Origin of the sequence: Caballeronia ptereochthonis, from assembly GCF_001545075.1 — a bacterium.
In the GTDB taxonomy this organism is placed as follows: Bacteria; Pseudomonadota; Gammaproteobacteria; order Burkholderiales; family Burkholderiaceae; genus Caballeronia; species Caballeronia ptereochthonis.
In genome coordinates, this window is the sequence record NZ_FCOB02000022.1 from 1 (window position 1) to 19,967 (window position 19,967).

The 19,967-nt window shown below is 62.3% G+C and carries 15 protein-coding genes; 3 read left to right on the top strand and 12 right to left on the bottom strand.

The window, feature by feature from the left end; genetic code table 11:
* Positions 1-130: 130 nt before the first annotated feature.
* Complete coding sequence (locus AWB83_RS22470) at positions 131-1,312, bottom strand: porin (RefSeq protein WP_087047833.1); 1,182 nt, start codon at positions 1,310-1,312, stop codon at positions 131-133.
* Between the two features lie 441 nt (positions 1,313-1,753).
* On the opposite strand from AWB83_RS22470, the gene AWB83_RS22475 reads away from it, so the two are divergent.
* Positions 1,754-2,713, top strand: coding sequence for a LysR family transcriptional regulator (locus AWB83_RS22475; protein WP_087047834.1), 960 nt, complete (start codon positions 1,754-1,756; stop codon positions 2,711-2,713).
* 33 nt (positions 2,714-2,746) lie between these two features.
* Here the strand turns inward: AWB83_RS22475 and AWB83_RS22480 are convergent, their stop codons facing one another.
* The 6 genes from AWB83_RS22480 to AWB83_RS22505 all read right to left on the bottom strand — a co-directional run bounded on the left by AWB83_RS22480 (position 2,747) and on the right by AWB83_RS22505 (position 10,333).
* The gene (locus AWB83_RS22480; RefSeq protein ID WP_341866736.1) at positions 2,747-5,704 is read right to left on the bottom strand and encodes an ATP-binding protein; all 2,958 of its coding nucleotides are present in this window, start codon (positions 5,702-5,704) and stop codon (positions 2,747-2,749) included.
* A 122-nt stretch (positions 5,705-5,826) separates the two neighbouring features.
* The gene (locus AWB83_RS22485) at positions 5,827-6,477 is read right to left on the bottom strand and encodes a response regulator (RefSeq protein ID WP_087047956.1); all 651 of its coding nucleotides are present in this window, start codon (positions 6,475-6,477) and stop codon (positions 5,827-5,829) included.
* A 114-nt stretch (positions 6,478-6,591) separates the two neighbouring features.
* Positions 6,592-7,272 (bottom strand): response regulator, encoded by a 681-nt coding sequence (locus AWB83_RS22490; protein ID WP_087047836.1) that lies wholly within the window; start codon positions 7,270-7,272, stop codon positions 6,592-6,594.
* Between the two features lie 123 nt (positions 7,273-7,395).
* Complete coding sequence (locus tag AWB83_RS22495) at positions 7,396-8,028, bottom strand: response regulator (RefSeq protein ID WP_087047837.1); 633 nt, start codon at positions 8,026-8,028, stop codon at positions 7,396-7,398.
* Between the two features lie 463 nt (positions 8,029-8,491).
* Complete coding sequence (locus AWB83_RS22500; protein WP_087047838.1) at positions 8,492-9,010, bottom strand: single-stranded DNA-binding protein; 519 nt, start codon at positions 9,008-9,010, stop codon at positions 8,492-8,494.
* A gap of 120 nt (positions 9,011-9,130) precedes the next feature.
* Entirely contained in the window at positions 9,131-10,333 is a 1,203-nt protein-coding gene (locus AWB83_RS22505; protein WP_087047839.1) for an MFS transporter, read from the bottom strand.
* A gap of 345 nt (positions 10,334-10,678) precedes the next feature.
* On the opposite strand from AWB83_RS22505, the gene uvrA reads away from it, so the two are divergent.
* Together uvrA and AWB83_RS22515 are read left to right on the top strand one after the other, a co-directional pair.
* Entirely contained in the window at positions 10,679-13,552 is a 2,874-nt protein-coding gene (gene uvrA / locus AWB83_RS22510; RefSeq protein ID WP_087047840.1) for an excinuclease ABC subunit UvrA, read from the top strand.
* Positions 13,553-13,673: 121 nt separating this feature from the next.
* Complete coding sequence (locus AWB83_RS22515; protein ID WP_087047841.1) at positions 13,674-14,765, top strand: AI-2E family transporter; 1,092 nt, start codon at positions 13,674-13,676, stop codon at positions 14,763-14,765.
* A 68-nt stretch (positions 14,766-14,833) separates the two neighbouring features.
* On the opposite strand, the gene purU is transcribed toward AWB83_RS22515, so the two are convergent.
* The 5 genes from purU to AWB83_RS22540 form a co-directional block, all read right to left on the bottom strand.
* A complete protein-coding gene (purU, locus tag AWB83_RS22520) occupies positions 14,834-15,703 on the bottom strand; it encodes a formyltetrahydrofolate deformylase (protein ID WP_087047842.1) in 870 nt (289 codons plus the stop codon).
* A 27-nt stretch (positions 15,704-15,730) separates the two neighbouring features.
* Positions 15,731-16,576 carry an NUDIX hydrolase gene (locus tag AWB83_RS22525; RefSeq protein ID WP_087047843.1) on the bottom strand — a complete coding sequence of 282 codons (846 nt, stop codon included), beginning with the start codon at positions 16,574-16,576 and terminating at the stop codon, positions 15,731-15,733.
* A gap of 68 nt (positions 16,577-16,644) precedes the next feature.
* A complete protein-coding gene (locus AWB83_RS22530; protein ID WP_087047844.1) occupies positions 16,645-17,259 on the bottom strand; it encodes a LysE family translocator in 615 nt (204 codons plus the stop codon).
* 1 nt (position 17,260) lies between these two features.
* The gene (locus AWB83_RS22535) at positions 17,261-17,827 is read right to left on the bottom strand and encodes an adenine phosphoribosyltransferase (protein WP_087047845.1); all 567 of its coding nucleotides are present in this window, start codon (positions 17,825-17,827) and stop codon (positions 17,261-17,263) included.
* Between the two features lie 57 nt (positions 17,828-17,884).
* Entirely contained in the window at positions 17,885-19,879 is a 1,995-nt protein-coding gene (locus tag AWB83_RS22540) for a monovalent cation:proton antiporter family protein (RefSeq protein ID WP_087047846.1), read from the bottom strand.
* Positions 19,880-19,967: the final 88 nt, after the last annotated feature.

Sequence of the window (19,967 nt, forward strand, 5' to 3'; positions counted from 1 at the left end):
GGGTGTCGGCTTCTTAAGCATGACCTCTATTAAAGAACAAAGCCCTGGGCAGAGCCAGGGCTTTGTCAGCAGTCTGAGGGCGCCTTGCGGCGCCCTTTTGCTACAGCTTGCAGCTCACGCGACTTTTCTATTAGAAGCGGTGACGGATACCCGTGTTCACGAGCACCTGACGGCTGCTCGAGGAAGGACCGAATGCGCCATTGCTGTTCGCGATAGCCGCCAGCGGGGTGAAATTATCATTACCGCCGCTGCCGATCTGCGCCACGGTTTCGATATGGAAGTCCGTGCGCTTGGACAGCGCGTAGTCAGCCTGCAGACCAAACTGATGCCACTTGAGCGTACTGGACGTAAGGCCGAAGTCGCTGATCTTGCCGGTGGTATATGTGTACGCCGCTCCGAGCGCCAAAGCCGGCGTCACGAAATAGCGCCCATTAACTTCATAGTTGTTGAATACGTTCGAGTAGTCACCACGGCGACCATTGTCGAAGCGCGTCTGCGTCCACACTGCGCCGAAGACCATGGCGTCGTACGCGTAACTGGCGCCAGCGCCGAACGTACGCTGACGGAGGGAACCGTCGATGTCATCCAGGCCCAGCATCTGCGGGGCTGCATCGCCGATAACAGCGCCATTGCCATTGGTGTGCGAGTTCACGCCGTTGGCCTGCATATACGCAGCCCCGATCTTCAACGGGCCGTTTGCGTAGCCCGCACCGAAGCTGTAAGCCCGGTTGTCTGCAAACGCACCTGCCTTATTGGAGAAACCATACAGACCGCTGAACGAGAAGCCAGAGTAGTTGGCGCTCTGGTACTTGATCGAGTTGGCGATGCTGAAGTTGCTGTTCAGGTTGTCGTTAGCCGCGACGTGGCCAAAATACGTACCACCCCAAGTACCGGCAGCACTCAGCGGCCCAAGGTAGTCAACGACGCCGTCGTACTGACGACCCAGTGTGACGGTACCGTAGTCGGAGGACATACCGACGTACGCCTGACGACCGAACAGCGTACCGTCTTCGTTGGCCTTACCGTTGTTCAGGCTGAAGCCATTCTCCAATACGAAGATCGCCTTCATGCCACCGCCCAGGTCTTCGGATCCGCGCAAACCCCAGCGGCTCTCTTGCAGATTGCCACTGGTCAGGCCGCGAAAGCTCGCCTTCTGGTTTCCGTTGTTCGGATTGTCGTTGATGACGTTGTTCACGAACGTCAGCCCCGCGTCGACAACGCCATACAGCGTGACGCTGCTTTGCGCGCTTGCAGCGGTTGCAAACGATGCAGCCAGTGCTGCTACTGCCGCGCCGATGAGATTCTTTTTCATGCGTGTTCCTATGAGTGAGTCCTGAGACTCGATGGGTTGCTTCAGGCTGAGTGTTTGTCGAGTAGATTTGCTTCTTCACTCGCTTGGCTCTGCACCGATATTCGGCAGAGCAAAGTTTATTGCCCGACTTTTTTGGGACGCCGAAAAAGAAAACACAAAAATCCTTTCGAATAATTCAAAAAATGCAATTTCAATATGAATAAACGCTTAGGCCACGTGGACTTATCCATCGCTTCGTTCAACGTGGGACAGAGCGCGAACACGCTTCAGTTGCATACATGCGACAGTGGTCGTATTGAGACAGGTGACGTTGATCAGAGCGATCTGATTCCGATGCAGCCAACTGCCCTTTAAGATCGCGCACGCGAGAAGGCCCTTCCAGCTCGCGTATCGAATCGCATAATCGCAGCGCTCAAAGATCGCTCCCTACCCGATCCCTTCATGAATCAACTCCAAGCGATGCGCGTCTTTCTCAAAGTGGCGGAAACCGAATCATTCGGCCGTGCCGCCGCAGCGCTTGATCTGTCCAACGCCGTGATTACGCGCTACGTCTCCTTGCTGGAGACGCATCTCAACACTCGCCTGTTGAACCGGACAACGCGCAGCGTATCGCTGACCGAAGCGGGGCGCTCCTACGCTGAAGGCTGCCGCGCGGTCATCGAGCAAATCGACGCGATCGAAGCGTCCGTGGCGAACAGCTCGGTCGACCCGTCAGGCACGCTCAAAATCGTGGCATCAGCGTCGTTCTCGCTGCTCGGGCTCACACCGATGCTGTGCGAATTTCGCGACCGGTATCCGAACGTGAAGTTGCGCCTGACCCTGCTGCATCGGCCGGTCGATCTCGTCGCCGAAGGCTTCGACGTCGGGATCGTCGTGCCTCATCTGGTCAACAGCGGCATGCTGATCAATCGCCCGTTGCTGAAAGTCGGCGCAGTGCTCGTCGCATCGCGGGAGTATTTGTCGCAGCGCGGTACGCCCGCTCATCCGGCCGCGCTCGTCACTCATGAATTTCTCGCGCCGTCCGCGGAAATCCACGGATCGACGTGGTCGTTCATCGGGCCATCCGGCGCAGTGGAAAGCGTCGTGCTGGATCCCGCGTACACGGTGAACAGTTCGCACATGCTGCGGCAGGCGGCCGTGTCCGGAATAGGCATTGCCGTGCTGCCTGAGACCTATGTGACGCAGGACATCCAGGCGGGTGCGCTGGTTCGCTTACTGCCGGACTACACGCTCAAGGACGCCGACAAGGAAGTGTCGATCGTCTACCCGGGACGGCGGCACGTCTCCGCCAAGACACGTTCCTTCGTGGATTTCGCGTTGGACTATTTTCGAAACCGCGAGCCCTTCAATGAGAACGCCGGAGCGTCCTCTGAATGGGTTGGATCGCGAACCCATTCGTAACAGGCGCGACGCTCGGCGCGCGGCCTGCCCCAATCAGATGATCGTGGCAACCTGCGAGTGGATGCGCTCGACAAGGCGCTCGCATCGCGCGGCAAAGGCAAGCCCTTCTCGCTGGCGCATTTCTCGCGTTGCCGTACGCAAGTCGCGGCGAAAGGCCTCGAGCTCATCCAGCAGCGGCCGATACTGCAACACGCTGGCGGCCCCGATGACGCGATGATGCCAGTCGCGCAGATCATCGACGGTGCCGCGATCAAGCAATCGCCGAAGCGCGACGAGATCCTCGCGGAACGACGATACGAACGCCTCCAGCAGCGCCTTCACGGTCGCCTCGTTACCCCACAGTTGCGCCATGGCCGCCAGATCGAGCTCGTCATCGTCTCGTGACGGCGTGGCGACATTGGGCGGAGACTGGGCATCGGCCCCGGTTGCAGAACGCTCCGACGCCCGCCAGCGATTCAGATGTTCGCGCAAGGTTGCAAGCCTGGTGGGCTTGACCAGGCAGTCGTCCATGCCGGCTTCGCGGCACCGGCTCAACTCGTCGGGCACGGTACTGGCCGTGATGCCAAGAATCGGCAGATGCCGCAACGTTCCGGACTCTTCGGTTCGCACGCGGCGCGCAAGCTCGTAGCCCGTCATGTTCGGCATGTGGCAGTCGGTGATCAGGAAACCGTATCGCGTATTCGCCAGGGCGGAGAGCGCCTCGGCGCCGTCGTGCACGACGTCGCAGGCGAAACCGAGCAGCGCAAGCTGATGACGGATCAACTCCTGATTGACCGGATGATCCTCGGCCACGAGCACGAGCGTGCCGCTGCGCAGCGCATCTTCCCGGTCCGGCACAGCCATCTTCGTTTCAGGGCCGAGCGCCGCGCGCGATGCGATCTGCGGCATACCCGTCAGCGCCGCGACGCATGCCGCGCCGAGCCCATGCCATGAGATCGGATTGACGCTCACGCGGATGTCGTCCTCGAGAATGCGGTATCCGGTCGGCTTCGGCTTCTCGGTGATGTGGATCACGCGCGAGCCCATCGGCGACGTGCTCTTGTGTATGTCGCTCAGAAAGATGATGTCGACGCCTTCGAGCGCTCCAGGCTCGGATAACGCAAGGTCTCCGGGCGCGTGCCGTTCCAATTCGAGGCCGAGCGCTTCGCCATAGTGGAGGAGCGCCGCAGCCACGCGGTCGTCGTCGATTGCGACAATGCCGCGCTTGCCTCGAAGTCCCTCGATCTGGTAATGCAATGTCTCGACGGGCATCGTGAGCCGAACGGTCATGGCCGTTCCGACGCCAATTGTGCTCTTCAGGCTCATCGTGCCGCCCATCAGTTCGACGAGGCGATTGCAGATCGTGAGTCCGAGCCCGGTACCACCGAAGCGCCGCGTCGTGGATGTCTCCGCTTGAACGAATGGTTCGAACAGGCTCTCCTGGGCCTCTGGGGCGATCCCGATGCCGGTATCCTTCACGCACAATTCGATGATTTGTTCCGCGTCGCGCTGCTCGACCGCATGCACATGAAGCGAGACATCGCCCTTGATCGTGAACTTAATGGCGTTGCTCATCAAATTGAAGAGAATCTGCCGGAGGCGCACGCTGTCGCCCCTGACGGTCGCGGCCACTTCCGGCCCGACATCGACTCGCACGCGTAGGCCCTTCTCATGCGCTCGCCCAGCAAGCAGGCCGACCGCGCTGTCCACCAAGTCACGAAGGTCGATCGACGTCGATTCGATCGCCAGTCTGCCCGCCTCGATCTTCGAATAGTCGAGGAGATCATCGAGGATCTGCAACAGCGCGCTCGCGGAATCCTGAATCATGCCGAGCATCTGCGACTGGTCCGGATTCAGCCGCGTGTTCTCGAGAACTTCGACGAGCCCCAGCACGCCGTTCATCGGCGTGCGGATTTCGTGGCTCATCATCGCGAGAAAGTCGTCCTTGGCGCGCGAGGCGGCTTCGGCGGTATCTCGCGCCCGGGCGAGTTCATCCGCGCGCGCATGCTCCACGCTGGCATCAGCCCAGTAGCCGCTCCATACCACCGCGCCGTCGTCTTCGCGCTGCGCGACGAGATCAGCGCGAATCCAGCGCGTGATGCTGTCGATTGTCGAGCGGAATTCCGTATGCAAAGGCTCGAGCGTGCGCGCCGACGTTTCGATTTCCTTGAGCAGGCGGGCGGCGTCTTGGGCGTGGACCCGCATCAGCAGATGAATCGGATCGTCGGCCAGCGTCACCACATCCAGGCCGAGCAACTGGCGCGTGTCGCCATCGATATATGGAAGACTGTAAGTGCCGTCGCTCGCCCGGCGCAACTGAAAGACCACGGCGGGCAGCGATCGGGTCACGTCGTGAAGGCGCCGCTCGGTCTGCCGGGCGCGGGATTCCGCATTGCGAATATCGGTGATGTCGATCATCGTACCGACGACGCCCGCCCGCTCGCCATTCGAAGCCGCGAACGCACCGGTCCAGAAAAGACCGCAGCGCGGGACATTCTGGTCGTCACGGAACTCGGCTTCGAGTTCCTGCCGCTCGCCGGTCGCAAAGGTCCTGCTGGTGAGATCGTGCAGCAGTCGGCTATGCTCGGCGCCCCATGCTGCGACCTCGAGGCTGGTGCGCCCGATGATATCTTCACGCCGTACGCCGAGCGCTTCTTCGAAAGCACGGTTGACCGCGATGTAGCGGTTCTCCATGTCCTTTGCGACAAGCGGATACGGAACCACTTCCATCATGGTCTGCTGAAAGCTGAGTTGTGTGCCGAGCTGCTGCTCCGTCTCGATTCGCTTAGCCACCTCCTGTTGCAGCAGGATGAACGCGCGAAGCGTCACGAACAGCACCGCTGCCACACCGATGAGCACCGGCAGCAGGCGCAACCCTGTGATGTTCCAGCCCGGCTCCGCCGCGTAGCAGCAGAGTGGCACGATCAGACATATGAGCAACAAGCAACGCGCGAACGATGATCTCAATTCGAACCTCTCAGAAGCAGGCCGACACCTGCCACGGCAATTCATCGCGCTCCGGCTGACCGCGTCGAAATGCAAATGTCCTGAGTCTGATCTGCCTCGCTTCGAGACCGAATCAGAAGCGTCCCAAATAATTCCGAGATGAACGCGGTCCAGACGATCTCGTCACTTCATATCAACCCGACCTGCTGCAGAAAAGCGACGAGTTCAGTTTCTGTTTCGAGTCCCAACTTGCGCATGCCGCTTCGTTTCTGCGTGGCGATCGTCTTGCGGCTACGGCCGACATGGGCGGCGATCTCGTGGACCAAAAGGCCGCGCGCATAGAGCTGAAACACCTCCCATTCGCGCCGGCTCAGCACGCCGGCCCGCGCCGGCGACGTATGCGGCAGTTGACGCACGGCCGCTTCCACGCACGGTGAAAGAAAGCAGTCACCGGCCTCCGCCACGGATATCGCCTCGCTCAGACACTCGAGCCCATCGCGCTTGTCGATCACGCCATCGAGTCCCAGTTGAACGAGAGCCGCCAGCATGCGAGGCTGTGAGATCATCGTCACGACGATGACCTTCGGTCGCCCCTGCTGCCACGACAGACGCCGTAGAAATCCGATCGAATTGCTTTCTCCGTCAATGCCCCGCATACCGATGTCCGAGAAAACGTAGTCGCACGGCGAGGCGTCGAGCGCCTCGGCCAACTGTGACGTGTCTCGCGCAGTAGCGACCACCCGTATCTGCCCTTCCCGCTCCAGAAAGCTCCGAATACCCTTGATGACGACTGGATGGTCGTCCGCAACGATCGCTCGTATCGGCGTTGTTGTTCTCATATTCTTGTTGGTTGTGTTGAGAAATCCGGCACGCACCAATCGTTGAAATCGACTGAGCGTTGTCCCCTGCGCAGGCCTCGAATGCCAGTGCGTCGTACGCGCTGCGAGAACCTGTTAAATCAAGCCGCTGTCCGCTATGAAACGATATAGATCCGCGTCGGTAGAAAGATCCAGCTTTCGCATGGCCGCGCACTTTTGCGCGCTGATCGTCTTCACGCTGCGTTCCAGTTCCTTCGCGATCTCGGTGACATTCGCGCCCCTCGCATAGCGTTCGATCACTTCGAGTTCACGGCTCGTGAGCCTCTGCCGGATGAAGCGCGCGTGATTTTCGGCGTCCGAGAGTGCCAGCGTGCGGCGTATCGTCGGCCCGAGATAGGTCTCGTTCGCAATGACTGAGACGATGGCCACGTAAATCAGATCGAGGCGATCCTCCTTGCTGAGAAATGCATGTGCGCCGGCTTCCAGCACCTGCTTGACGAGCGCGGCATCGTCGTTGCGCGACAGAACGACCAGCTGGACATCCGGATAGCGATTGGCCAGATGCTGGATCATCTCGACACCTTCTCCGTGATGCCCGCCCGGCATGAAGAGATCGACGATCGCTACGTCGCAATCTCCACGCGCGAGCGACTCATTGAGCTGCGTAGAATTTGCGTTACGACTCACAACCTCCACGTTGGGAAAATTCCCCACGAGTCTTTCGATCGCGAGAATGACGAGAGGATGGTCATCCGCGATCGCCAGCCTCACCCGTTTAGCATGCGAAAACACCTGGCTTCCGTTTGCGGATTCCATCAAATCAAACCCCTTCGCGCCATGCGAACTTGAATCTACTGCAAGAACCGATTTATTAGAATCGGATACCGAAACATTGAAATACATAAGATGCATCCGAAATAAAACTGGATGATGAAACAATCATCCCAATCCACGTGCGCGAACAAAAGCGAACAATCCGGGATCGTTCCTCACGCCGAGCTTGTTCATGGCATCGCGTTTCTGGCGGCTGATCGTGCGAACATCGCGGTCGAGTTCCCTTGCGATTTCCGTAATCGAGTGGCCTTTGGCGAACAGCCGGACGACCTCGATCTCTCTCGGAGAGAGAGGCAGCTGCTCGGAGGGAAAGTCCGTCTCTGCGCCCGCTTCCGCAAGCGCTGCAACAAACGATGCGCTCACGTAACGCCGTCCGACACTGGCGTGGCGGACCGCCGTTGCCACGAGTTCAATCGGCTCGGCCTTGTTGACAAGCCCCATTGCGCCGGCGTTCAGGATGGAACGCAGGATCGCAACGTTGCTCACGCTCGTCAGCACGACGATGCTGATGCTCGGGAAATCCTGCCGCACCTTGCGAATGAGACGAAGTCCATCCTTCGCATCCGCTCCGTGCTCGGGCATCGCGAAGTCCGTGACGAGTACATCGCACGGAACATCGACGAGCTCGGCCAATAACGTACTCGCATTATTTGCCTCGCCGACTACGTCTATTCCATCGTCGGCAGCAAACAGCGCCTTCATCCCAAGGACAACGAAGGGATGATCGTCAGCCAACACTACTCGAAGTTTCAAAAGGCCCCCGTTATATCGTTTAGTCTCCACGATTCCGCTTATTGGATCGCACGCTGACCGGACAGTAAGCTGCATCGGCGCCTTTTCGGCCGAATAACTGCCTGTCTATATGCACGCTTATTACCCGGCGGTCTTCAAACGCGAACAACAAAATGAATGAATTCAATGGCAACAAGCAAATAAAAATTGCTCACCATATTCGCGAACGCGTGCTTTCAAAATAAATTGCGGATATTTCGCAGACCATAGGATTATTCCGATTGGGCCATCCTAAATCCACCTCCTCGGAATTCGGCGCACCAGATCATTGGCAAACGACGTGAGATTAATACGTCACGGCAAAAAAAGGGGGGAGCGCGCGATAATTCAGAAAGCGCCTCGCCAAAATGAAAAAAGCCTCGAGCTGTCGAAGCTCGAGGCTGTCCGATGCATGAATCGTTGCGATTCGTCAGAACGGGATATCGTCGTCCATGTCGTCGAAGCCGCCGCCGGCCGGCGCGCTCGGACGGCTGGAACCGCCACCCGCGCCGCTGCTCGCGCGTCCGCCCGCAGCAGGAGCGCGCCCGCCGCCGCCCGAACGCTCCGCCGGGGCGCTGCGGCTGTATTCGCCGTCATCGCCGCCGCCCGCGCCGCCGCGGCCGCCGAGCATCTGCATCTGGTCGGCGACGATCTCCGTCGAATAGCGTTCCTGGCCCGATTGATCCGTCCATTTGCGCGTGCGGATGCGTCCTTCGATATACACCGACGAACCCTTCTTCAAATACTCGTTCACGATCTCGGCGAGGCGGCCGAAGAACGCGACGCGATGCCATTCCGTGAGTTCCTTGAACTCGCCGGATGTCTTGTCCTTGTATCGGTCCGTCGTTGCGAGACGGATGTTGGCCACGGCGTCGCCGCTCGGGAGGTAGCGAGTTTCCGGGTCGGCGCCCAGATTGCCCACGAGAATGACCTTGTTGACTGATGCCATGATTTCTCCAGTAGATTCCTTGCTTACTGCCAGCCGCACCGCGTCATCAAGCCGATCCCGCCTGACAGACAGGGATTCGGCAGCACCGCGCCGGCTCGATTCGATGGTTCAAAAATTCTCTCAGGCCGCGCGCTCGGTTCGGCGCGGCGGCGCCTTCATCCCGGCCGCGACCAGCAGCCAGGCGAGCACCAGCGCCGAACAGGCGAAAAAAACCGCGCTCGGCCCGTCGAGCTTGAGCAGCCAGCCGCCGATCACCCCGCCCATCGCGAGGCCGATCGATTGCGTCGTGTTGTACACGCCCGCTGCCGCGCCCTTTCTCGTGCCCGGCGCAAGCTTCGACACCAGCGACGGCTGCGACGCCTCCAGCACGTTGAAGCCGAGAAAGTACACGAACAGAATGGCGGCCACGGACCACAGCGTATGAGGAGCGGCGCCCAATAACAACTGGCCAATCAGGATAAGCCCGATCGCGCTCAGCATGACGCTCTTCATTTTTCCACGTTTCTCCGCGGCGATGATGGCCGGAACCATCATCACGAAGGCGAGCGCCATCACGGGCAGGTAGATTTTCCAGTGCGACGCGACCGGCAGCCCGCCGGCCTCCAGAATGCGCGGAACGACGAGAAAGAGCGCGGTCTGCGTGGCGTGCAGGACGAGCACGCCGAAATTCAGGCGCAGCAGCTCGACGTTATGCAGCACTTCCGCGAAAGGCGCCTTGACGTGGACCGGATGCGCGGGCGGATCGGGCACGATCCAGAGAACGACGCCCACCGCGACGATCGACAGCGCGCCGATCACCGTGAAAAGCCCGCTCATGCCGATCCAGTGGAACACGATCGGCGCGCCGACGATCGCCACCGCGAACGACACGCCGATGCTGCCGCCGACCATCGCCATGGCCTTGGTGCGGTTTTCCTCGTGTGTCAGGTCCGCGATGAACGCGATCACCGCCGACGACACCGCGCCCATGCCCTGAATCACGCGCCCGGCGATGATCCACGCCATCGAGTGCCCGATCGCCGCGACGAAGCTGCCGAGCGCGAACACCAGCAGCCCGAACGCGATGACCGGCTTGCGCCCGAACTTGTCGGAGATCCATCCGTAGAAGATGTAGAGCATCGACTGCGTGACGCCATAGGCGCCCAGCGCGATGCCGACGAGCAGCACGTTGTCGCCGCCGGGTATCGTTTTCGCGTAGATCGAGAACACCGGCATGATCATGAAAAGCCCGAGCATGCGCAGGGCGAAGATGGCGGCGAGCGACACGGTCGCGCGCAACTCCGGCGCGGAGAGACGTGTGGACGTGGCAGACGGATTGGACATCAGAAACGGGAAATGGATGAGGGTCGCGTCTGGCCTGGCCCGCGGCGCAGCCAGGCGCGGCCGCCTTGTTCTTGCTCGAAACGGCACTATATGGGACGCATTGCCTGGACGGCGCCGCGTTTTATTCGCTTGCCGGCCGCGCCCGCCCCGCACATGGCCGGCAAGTCCCCGCGCCGACCGATCGGTGCGCGTCCGGCCCAGGGAGCCCCGGCGCCGCACCCTTTAAAAGTCGTTATAGTAGCAGGTTTGGCCCCCTCCCTTTTCGCCCCGCGCCGCCAGCACGGCCCGGTCGGGGAAAGCTGGAATAGCTGCCGAGAACACCCGAAAGAACCCCGGAACAAACTCGTGGAAGAAATTCGCATTCGTGGGGCTCGCACCCACAATCTGAAGAATGTCAGTCTCGACTTGCCGCGCCACAAGCTGATCGTGATCACCGGGCTGTCCGGATCGGGCAAGTCGTCGCTCGCGTTCGACACGCTTTACGCGGAGGGTCAGCGGCGTTACGTGGAAAGCCTCTCGGCGTACGCGCGGCAATTCTTGCAGTTGATGGAAAAACCCGACGTCGATCTGATCGAAGGCTTGTCGCCCGCGATTTCCATCGAACAGAAGGCGACTTCGCATAATCCCCGCTCGACCGTCGGCACGGTCACGGAAATCCACGACTATCTGCGTCTTCTGTACGCGCGCGTCGGCACGCCGTATTGCCCGGATCACCTGATTCCGCTCGAAGCGCAAAGCGTCTCGCAAATGGTCGACGCCGCGCTCGCGCTGCCCGAGGAAACCAAGCTGATGATCCTCGCGCCCGTCGTAGCCGATCGCAAGGGCGAGCACGTCGAATTGTTCGAGGAAATGCAGGCGCAGGGCTTCATCCGCTTTCGCATCCGCTCGGGCGGCGGCACAGCGAACGAAGGCGTCGCGAAAATCTACGAAGTCGATTCGCTGCCCAAGCTCAAGAAAACCGACAAGCACACGATCGACGTCGTGATCGACCGGCTCAAGGTGCGGCCGGACATGAAGCAGCGTCTCGCGGAATCGTTCGAAACCGCGCTGCGACTCGCCGACGGCCGCGCGATCGCGCTCGAAATGGATACGGACCGCGAAAAGCTTTTCAGCTCGAAGTTCGCGTGCCCGATCTGCTCGTATTCGCTGCCGGAGCTCGAGCCGCGCCTCTTCTCGTTCAACAACCCGATGGGCGCGTGTCCCGAATGCGACGGCCTCGGCCAGATCACCTTCTTCGATCCGAAGCGCGTGGTCGCGCATCCGTCGCTGTCGCTGGCGGCGGGCGCGGTGAAGGGCTGGGACCGGCGCAACCAGTTCTATTTCCAGATGCTGCAGAGTCTCGCGGCGTTCTACGAATTCGACATCGACGAACCGTTCGAGGAACTGCCCGAGAAGGTGCGCAAGATCCTGCTGTACGGCTCGGGCAAGCAGGCGATTCCGTTCTCGTACATCAACGAGCGCGGCCGCGCCTCGGTGCGCGAGCATGCGTTCGAGGGCATCATCCCGAACCTGGAGCGGCGCTACCGCGAGACGGATTCGGCCGCCGTGCGCGAGGAGCTCGCCAAGTACCAGAACAACCAGCCCTGCCCGGCTTGCGAAGGCACGCGTTTGCGGCGGGAAGCGCGCTTCGTGAAGGTCGGTTCCGGCGACGACGCGCGCGGCATCTACGAAATCAGCGGCTGGCCGCTGCGTGACGCGCTCGGCTATTTTCAGACGCTGCGTCTCGAAGGCGCGAAGGGCGAGATCGCGGACAAGGTCGTCAAGGAAATCGTCGCGCGGCTCTCGTTCCTGAATAACGTCGGGCTGGATTACCTGTCGCTCGAGCGCAGCGCCGAGACGCTTTCCGGCGGCGAGGCGCAGCGCATCCGGCTCGCGTCGCAGATCGGCTCCGGACTCACCGGCGTGATGTACGTGCTCGACGAACCCTCCATCGGCCTGCATCAGCGCGACAACGACCGGCTCATCAACACGCTCAAGCATCTGCGCGATATCGGCAACTCGGTGATCGTCGTCGAGCACGACGAGGACATGATCCGCATGGCGGATTACGTCGTCGACATGGGACCGGGCGCGGGCGAGCACGGCGGCGTGGTCGTCGCGCAGGGCACGCCGCTCCAGGTGCAGCAGGACGCGAACTCGATCACCGGCCAGTATTTGTCCGGCAAGCGAACCATCAGCTATGCGGCCGAGCGCACCGCGCCGGACGAGCGCAGGCTGCGCATCGTCGAGGCGCACGGCAACAATCTGAAGCGCGTGACGCTGGATCTGCCCGTCGGACTCTTGACCTGCGTGACCGGTGTTTCCGGCTCCGGCAAGTCGACGCTCATCAACGACACGCTCCAGCACGCGGTCGCCCAGCATCTGTACGGCTCGGCGACGGAGCCCGCGCCGTACGAGTCGATCGAGGGTCTCGAGCACTTCGACAAGGTGATCGCCGTCGATCAGTCGCCGATCGGCCGCACGCCGCGCTCGAATCCGGCCACCTACACCGGCCTTTTCACGCCGATCCGGGAACTGTTCGCGGGCGTACCGGCGGCCAAGGAGCGCGGCTACGATCCCGGCCGCTTCTCGTTCAACGTGAAGGGCGGACGCTGCGAGGCCTGCCAGGGCGACGGCGTGCTGAAGGTGGAAATGCACTTCCTGCCGGACGTGTACGTGCCCTGCGACGTGTGCCACGGCAAGCGCTACAACCGCGAAACGCTCGAAATCCAGTACAAGGGCAAGAACATCAGCGAAGTGCTCGACCTGACCGTGGAATCCGCGCACGAGTTCTTCAGGGCGGTGCCGGTGGTCGCGCGCAAGCTGAAGACGCTGCTCGACGTCGGTCTGGGCTACATCCGGCTCGGCCAGTCGGCCACGACGCTGTCGGGCGGCGAAGCCCAGCGCGTCAAGCTTTCGCTGGAACTGAGCAAGCGCGATACCGGTCGGACGCTGTATATCCTCGACGAACCGACGACCGGATTGCACTTCCATGACATCGCGCTGCTGCTCGAAGTGATCCATCGGCTGCGAGATCAGGGCAACACGGTCGTCATCATCGAGCATAATCTCGACGTGATCAAAACCGCCGACTGGCTCATCGATCTCGGCCCGGAAGGCGGCGCGGGCGGCGGGCAGATCATCGCCCAGGGGACGCCGGAGCAGGTCGCGAAATCGAAGGCGAGTTTTACCGGCAGGTATCTGGCGCCCTTGCTGCAACGGCCCAAGTCGGCGGCGTGAGTTCCGCTCCGGGGCCACGGCGTCCCGGGCCGCGCCGGCGTGCCGAGTCAGGTCGGCGAATCAGCCGCCCGCGCCGTGGCGCGGATAACCGTTGTATGCAGCAGGGAAAAGGAACGCAGTCATGCCGAAGCGCAACGAAGCGGCCAACGAGGAGGGCCAAGTACGGGATCTGCCGACTCGCCACGTCAGGCTGACCAGCGACATGAGCCTGCCGAAGCTGTCCGCGGTGGAGATCGGCAGTTACATCCTGGCCTTCGTGGCGATGTATCTCGTGCTCACGCTCAAGCTGCTCGGCGGCCTGCTCGCCGGCATGCTGGTGTTCCAGCTCGTGCACATGATTTCGCCGGTCATCGAGCGCCACGTGGTGAGCAGGGGCGCGCGGCTCATTTCGGTTGGGCTGATTTCCGCGATCATCGTCGGCGGCCTCACGGGCGCGACCATCGCCACGATCGAGCATTTCGAGCATGACGTGCCGAGCCTGCAAAAGCTGCTGGATCAGCTGATGAGCATCACGTCGAGCGCGCGCCTGCGCGTGCCGGACTGGATCGCGAATTATCTGCCGGTCGACGCCGGCCAGATGAAGGACAAGGCCACCGAGCTCATGCACAGGCATGCCGAGATGCTCCAGCAAGGCGGCAAGGAGATGGCGCGCGGCTTCGGCCATGTCGTCATCGGCATGATCATCGGCGCGATCATCGCGGTCAGCGCGCCGAAGCAGTCGCATCACCGCCTGCCCCTGTCCACGGCGCTCGTCGCGCGCGTGTCGCGCTTCTCGGACGCGTTCCGCCGCATCGTGTTCGCGCAGATCAAGATTTCGGCGATCAACGCCGTCTTCACCGCGCTGTATCTGCTCGTCGCGCTGCCGATCTTCCACGAGAAGCTGCCGCTCTCGAAGACGCTCGTGCTGGTCACGTTCATCGTCGGCCTGATGCCGGTGATCGGCAATCTCATCTCCAATACGATCATCGTCGGGATATCGCTGTCGGTATCGTTCGGCACGGCGGTCGCTTCGCTCGCGTTCCTGATCCTCATTCACAAGCTCGAGTACTTCCTGAACGCGCGCATCATCGGCGGGCAGATCGAGGCGCGCGCGTGGGAATTGCTCCTCGCGATGCTCGCGATGGAAGCCGCGTTCGGCATTCCGGGCGTGATCGCCGCGCCGATTTTCTATGCGTATATCAAGCGCGAGCTGATTTATCTGCGGCTCGTTTAAGCAGCGTTCAGGCATGAAAAAGCCCGCCGGTCGAACGATCCGGCGGGCTTTGTCGTTTCAGGCGAGGCTCAACGGAACACAACCGTCTTGTGCCCGTTCAGCAGAATGCGATGCTCCGCATGCCACTTCACCGCGCGCGCGAGCGTCACGCATTCGACGTCGCGGCCGATCGCCGTGAGTTGCTCCGGCGTCATGTTGTGATCGACTCGCTCCACTTCCTGCTCGATGATCGGGCCCTCGTCCAGATCCGACGTCACGTAGTGCGCGGTCGCGCCGATCAGCTTCACGCCGCGATCGAACGCCTGATAGTACGGTTTCGCGCCCTTGAAGCTCGGCAGGAACGAGTGATGGATATTGATCGCCCGGCCGGCGAGCCTGTCGCACATGTCCGCCGACAGAATCTGCATGTAGCGCGCGAGCACGACGAGATCGGTGTCGTGCTGATCGACGATTTCCAGCGCGCGGGCTTCCTGCGCGGCTTTCGCTTCGGGCGTGGCCTTGTGCAGGGGCAGATGATGGAACGGAATGTCGTAGCTCGCGGCGAGCTGATAGAAATCCTTGTGATTCGAGATGATCGCCGGAATCTCGATCTGCAACTGGCCGGTGCGATAGCGGAACAGCAGGTCGTTCAGGCAGTGACCGATCTTCGACACCATGATGACAACGCGCGGCTTCACCGATGCGTCGTGCAACTCCCAGCGCATGCCGAATTCGTCGGCCAGTCCGGCAAACGACTTGCGCAGCGCGTCGAGGCCGGGATCGCCGCCGACTTGCTGGAAATGCACGCGCATGAAGAACTCGCCGGTGCGGCTGTCGCCGAACTGCGCGGAATCGAGGATATTGGCGCCGAGGTTGAACAGGAAACCGGACACGGCATGGACGATTCCCGGACGGTCCGGGCACGACAACTTCAGGTAAAAGCTATGTTCGGTCGACATGACCTTCCTCGTTCGATTCTTTGAAATTCAAACTTGCGGCGATTCGTAGAGCGCGGCGATGCCCGCGCACGCGTCCTCGTCGATCCACTGACGGCGCAGCATGCAGTCGAGCGTCGCGAGGCTGGCATCGACGGTGAGCTTGCCCTCTTCGATCCAGCGCGCGACTTCCTCGATGCGCGCGAGCCGGTGCTCGCCGACTTCGCCATCCTGATTGCGCGGGGCGAAATCGGGCGGCAGGGATACGTCGTAGACGAAGATCTGCTCGGCCTGCGTGCCTTCGGGCAAGGATTGCAGCACATGGAACGTGCGGCCGCGCTCGGCGGTCCGGGCGAGTTCCGCGCTCATGCCGGCTTCTTCCCAGCACTCCTTCACGAGCGTCGGCATGAGTTCGAAGCCCCAGCCGATGCCGCCCGCCACGACGTTGTCGAGCATGCCGGGATCCGTCGCCTTGGTGTCGCTGCGGCGCGCGATCCACAAGTGCGGTGCCTTGCCCGCATATTTTACGATGCCGTTGAGATGCACCGCGTAGGTCATCGTGCCGAAGAAGCGCGACGCCGCACGCTCGATGAACGCGAGCGGCGCGGCGTCGAAGTCGTTGCGGATCGCGTAGGTTTCGTCGCGCCAGCCGGGGATTCTGCCCTCGGCGTAGAGCGCGCCGATGACCGCGCCGAGCGCGGCGCTGCGGGTGTTCGCATCGGCGAGCGACGCGCGCAGGCGAACCGAGGCCGCGGCGATTTCGAACACGTCCGGCCAGCGCCGCAGCGCGTCCACGTCGGCATGACGAATCCAACCGACGCGCTCGTCGCCGATGATAAACGGCGCGTGCGCGGCGGCATCGAAGCGGCGGGCGGCAACGATCGCAGGCAAGGTCATGAGGGCTCCGGCAAGCTCGGCAGGAAAAATGGCCGGAAATTGTAGCGCGCGGCCGCTCGTCGAAAAGCTCAGTCGCGCAGCGCGACGCGAATCCCCAGTGCGATGAAGGTCACGCCCGCGAGCCGGTCGAGCCATACGCCGACGCGCGGACGGCGCTTCAGCCACACCCCGATGGTTCCCGCGCCGATGCCGAACAGCGAAAACACGACGACCGTCTGCAGCATGAACACGCCGCCCAGCTCGAACATCTGCAGCATCACGCTTTGCGCGCCGTGCGGATCGACGAATTGCGGCAGGAACACGATGAAGAACAGCGTGACTTTCGGATTCAGCATGTTGCCGATCACGCTCTGGCGGAACACGGTCGAAAGCGGCTGGCTCGGGCGCTCGTGCGCGGTCGCGAGACCGTGGCTCCTGAGCGCCTTGATGCCGATCCACACGAGATATGCCGCGCCCGCGAGCTTCACGGCCTGAAACGCCATCGGCGACGAGCGCAGCAGCGCCGCGATGCCGAGCGCGGCGAGCGTCGTGTGAAAGATCACGCCGCACGCGAAGCCGAGCGCCGCAACGACGCCCGCGAGCCGTCCTTGCGAGATGCCGCGCGCGAGCACCTGAAGATTGTCCGGCCCTGGCGCAACGGTAATCGCGATGGATGCAGCAAGAAAGAGCAGGAAGTTCGGCATGTCAGTGCCCGCCAAATTCGCAGACGGTGTAAAGCGGGACGCCGTTATCGCGCAACAGCTTCGAGCCGCCCAGATCCGGCAGATCGATGATCGCCGCCGCCTCGACCACTTCGGCGCCGAGCCGCTCCAGCAGAATCTTGCCCGCCATCATCGTGCCGCCGGTGGCGACCAGATCGTCGACGATCACCACGCGGTCGCCCGGCTTGCACGCATCCTCGTGAATCTCGACGGTGGCGCTGCCGTATTCCAGCTCATAAGACTGCGAAAGCGTCCTGTACGGCAGCTTGCCCTTCTTGCGGATCGGCACGAAACCGAGGCTTAGCTCGTACGCGAGAATCGGCCCGATGATGAAGCCGCGCGCGTCCATTCCGGCGATCACATCGATGTTCTCGTCGATATAGCGCTGCACGAACAGATCGATCAGCGTGCGCAGCGCACGGCGGTCCTGCAGAACGGGCGTGATGTCGCGGAACTGCACGCCGGGCTGCGGCCAGTTTTCGACGGTGCGCACACGCTCCTTGATGAAACGCGCGGCGTCGGGCGGCGCATTCGAAGGGGAAATGGACATGACTTCTCCGGAGTCCGCGCTGTGAGGCCGCGCCCGCCATATGACAAAAGAAGACGATTACGCCGCCCGCCGATTGCGCGAGAGCCGTTCCTCGGCAAGCGCCAGCACTTCGGGCAGGCCGCGCAGCACGACGATATCGTTCGCGCGCAGCTTGGTTTCGGGGTCGGGTTCGACGCCCCGGATGCCGTGGCGCCGGATCGCGGTCACCTCGACACCGTTGCCGACGAGCCCGAGATCGTCGAGCGAATGCCCGACCGCGTCCGAATTCTCGTCGATCGGTACGGATTGTAGCCGCACCTGCTCGTGGCCATCGTCGTCGTCGACGTCGTCGGCGCCGTGGAAGTAGCCGCGCAGCAGGCTGTAGCGCGCATCGCGCATTTCCTCGACGCGCCGCACGACGCGACGCATCGGCACGCCCATCAGGACGAGGGTGTGCGACGCGAGCATCAGGCTGCCCTCGACGATCTCCGGAATCACTTCCGTCGCACCGGCTGCGGTGAGTTTCTCGAGATCGGCGTCATCGACGGTGCGCACGATCACGGGCAAAGTCGGCGCGAGCTCGTGGATGTTGTGCAGTACGCGCATCGCGGACGGCGTGTTGGCGTAGGTGATCGCGACCGTCGCCGCGCGATGCAAGCCGGCCGCGAGCAGCGATTCGCGCCGCCCGGCGTCGCCGAACACGACCGATTCGCCGGCCGCCGCGGCCGCCGCCACGCGGTCCGGGTCCAGGTCGAGCGCGACGTAGGAGATGCCTTCCTGCTCCAGCATGCGCGCGAGGTTCTGCCCGGCGCGGCCGTAGCCGCAGATGATCACGTGGCCGCTCTGCTTCAGGCTTTGCGTCGCGATCTTCGTCATTTGCAGAGATTGCAGCATCCACTCCGTCGATGACAGGCGCAGCACGATGCGATCGGCATTCTGGATGATGAACGGCGCGGCGAGCATCGAAAGCAGCATCGCGGCGAGGATCGCCTGCAGGATGGTCGAATTGACGAGATGCGAATCCAGAATCAGATTCAGCAGCACGAAGCCGAACTCGCCCGCCTGCGCGAGCCCGAGGCCCGTGCGCATCGCGACGCCCTGCGGCGCGCCGAACGCGCGCGCCAGGGCGGTAACCATGACCGCCTTGAGCAGGATCGGCACGATGAAGAAGCCGAGCACCAGGAACGGATGTTCCCAGATCACGCGCGGATTGAGCAGCATGCCGGTCGTCACGAAGAACAGGCCGAGCAGCACGTCGCGAAACGGCTTGATGTCCTCTTCCACCTGATGCCGGTACGGCGTCTCGGCGATCAGCATGCCCGCGATGAACGCGCCGAGCGCGAGCGACAGCCCGAATTTGTCGGTGATGAACGCCGCGCCCAGCGTGACGAGCAGCAGGTTCAGCATGAACAGCTCTTGCGAACGCCGCCGCGCGACGAGATCGAACCAGCGTGTCATGAACTTCTGGCCGATGAAGAGCAGCACCGTCAACGCGACGACGATCTTCACCGCCGCGATGCCGAGCCACATCGCGAGCTGCGACGAATTGCCGTTGGCGAACGCCGCGATGATGATGAGCAGCGGCACCACGGCGAGATCCTGGAAGAGCAGCACGCCGAAAATGTTGCGGCCGTGCTCGGATTCGAGCTCGAGCCGCTCCGCGAGCAGCTTGCTGACGATCGCGGTGGACGACATCGAAAGCGCGCCGCCGAGCGCGAAGCTCGCCTGCCAGGACATCGCGACCCAGAAATTCGCGATCCAGCCGAAGATCATGGCGAGCGCGATGGTCCCCCCGACCTGGCTGGCGCCAAGGCCGAACACGATGCGCCGCATCGAACGGAGCTTCGAGAGCGAAAACTCGAGACCGATGGAGAACATCAGGAACACGACGCCGAATTCGGCGAGATGCTGAGCCCGGTCCGAGTCCGGCGCGATGCCCGCGGCGTGCGGGCCCACGATGATGCCCACCGTCAGATAGCCGAGCATCGGCGGCAGGTTGAAATACCGAAATACCACGACGCCCACCACCGAGCACAGCAGCAGCAGCAGCGTCATTTCGAGCGGAGAAATCATCCGTCTGGCGTCCTCGTTCGGCAGCGTACCGAAGCGCGTATTTCGATGCGCGGCGGTGTCGTGGAAAAGCCCCAGATGACAGGGCCCG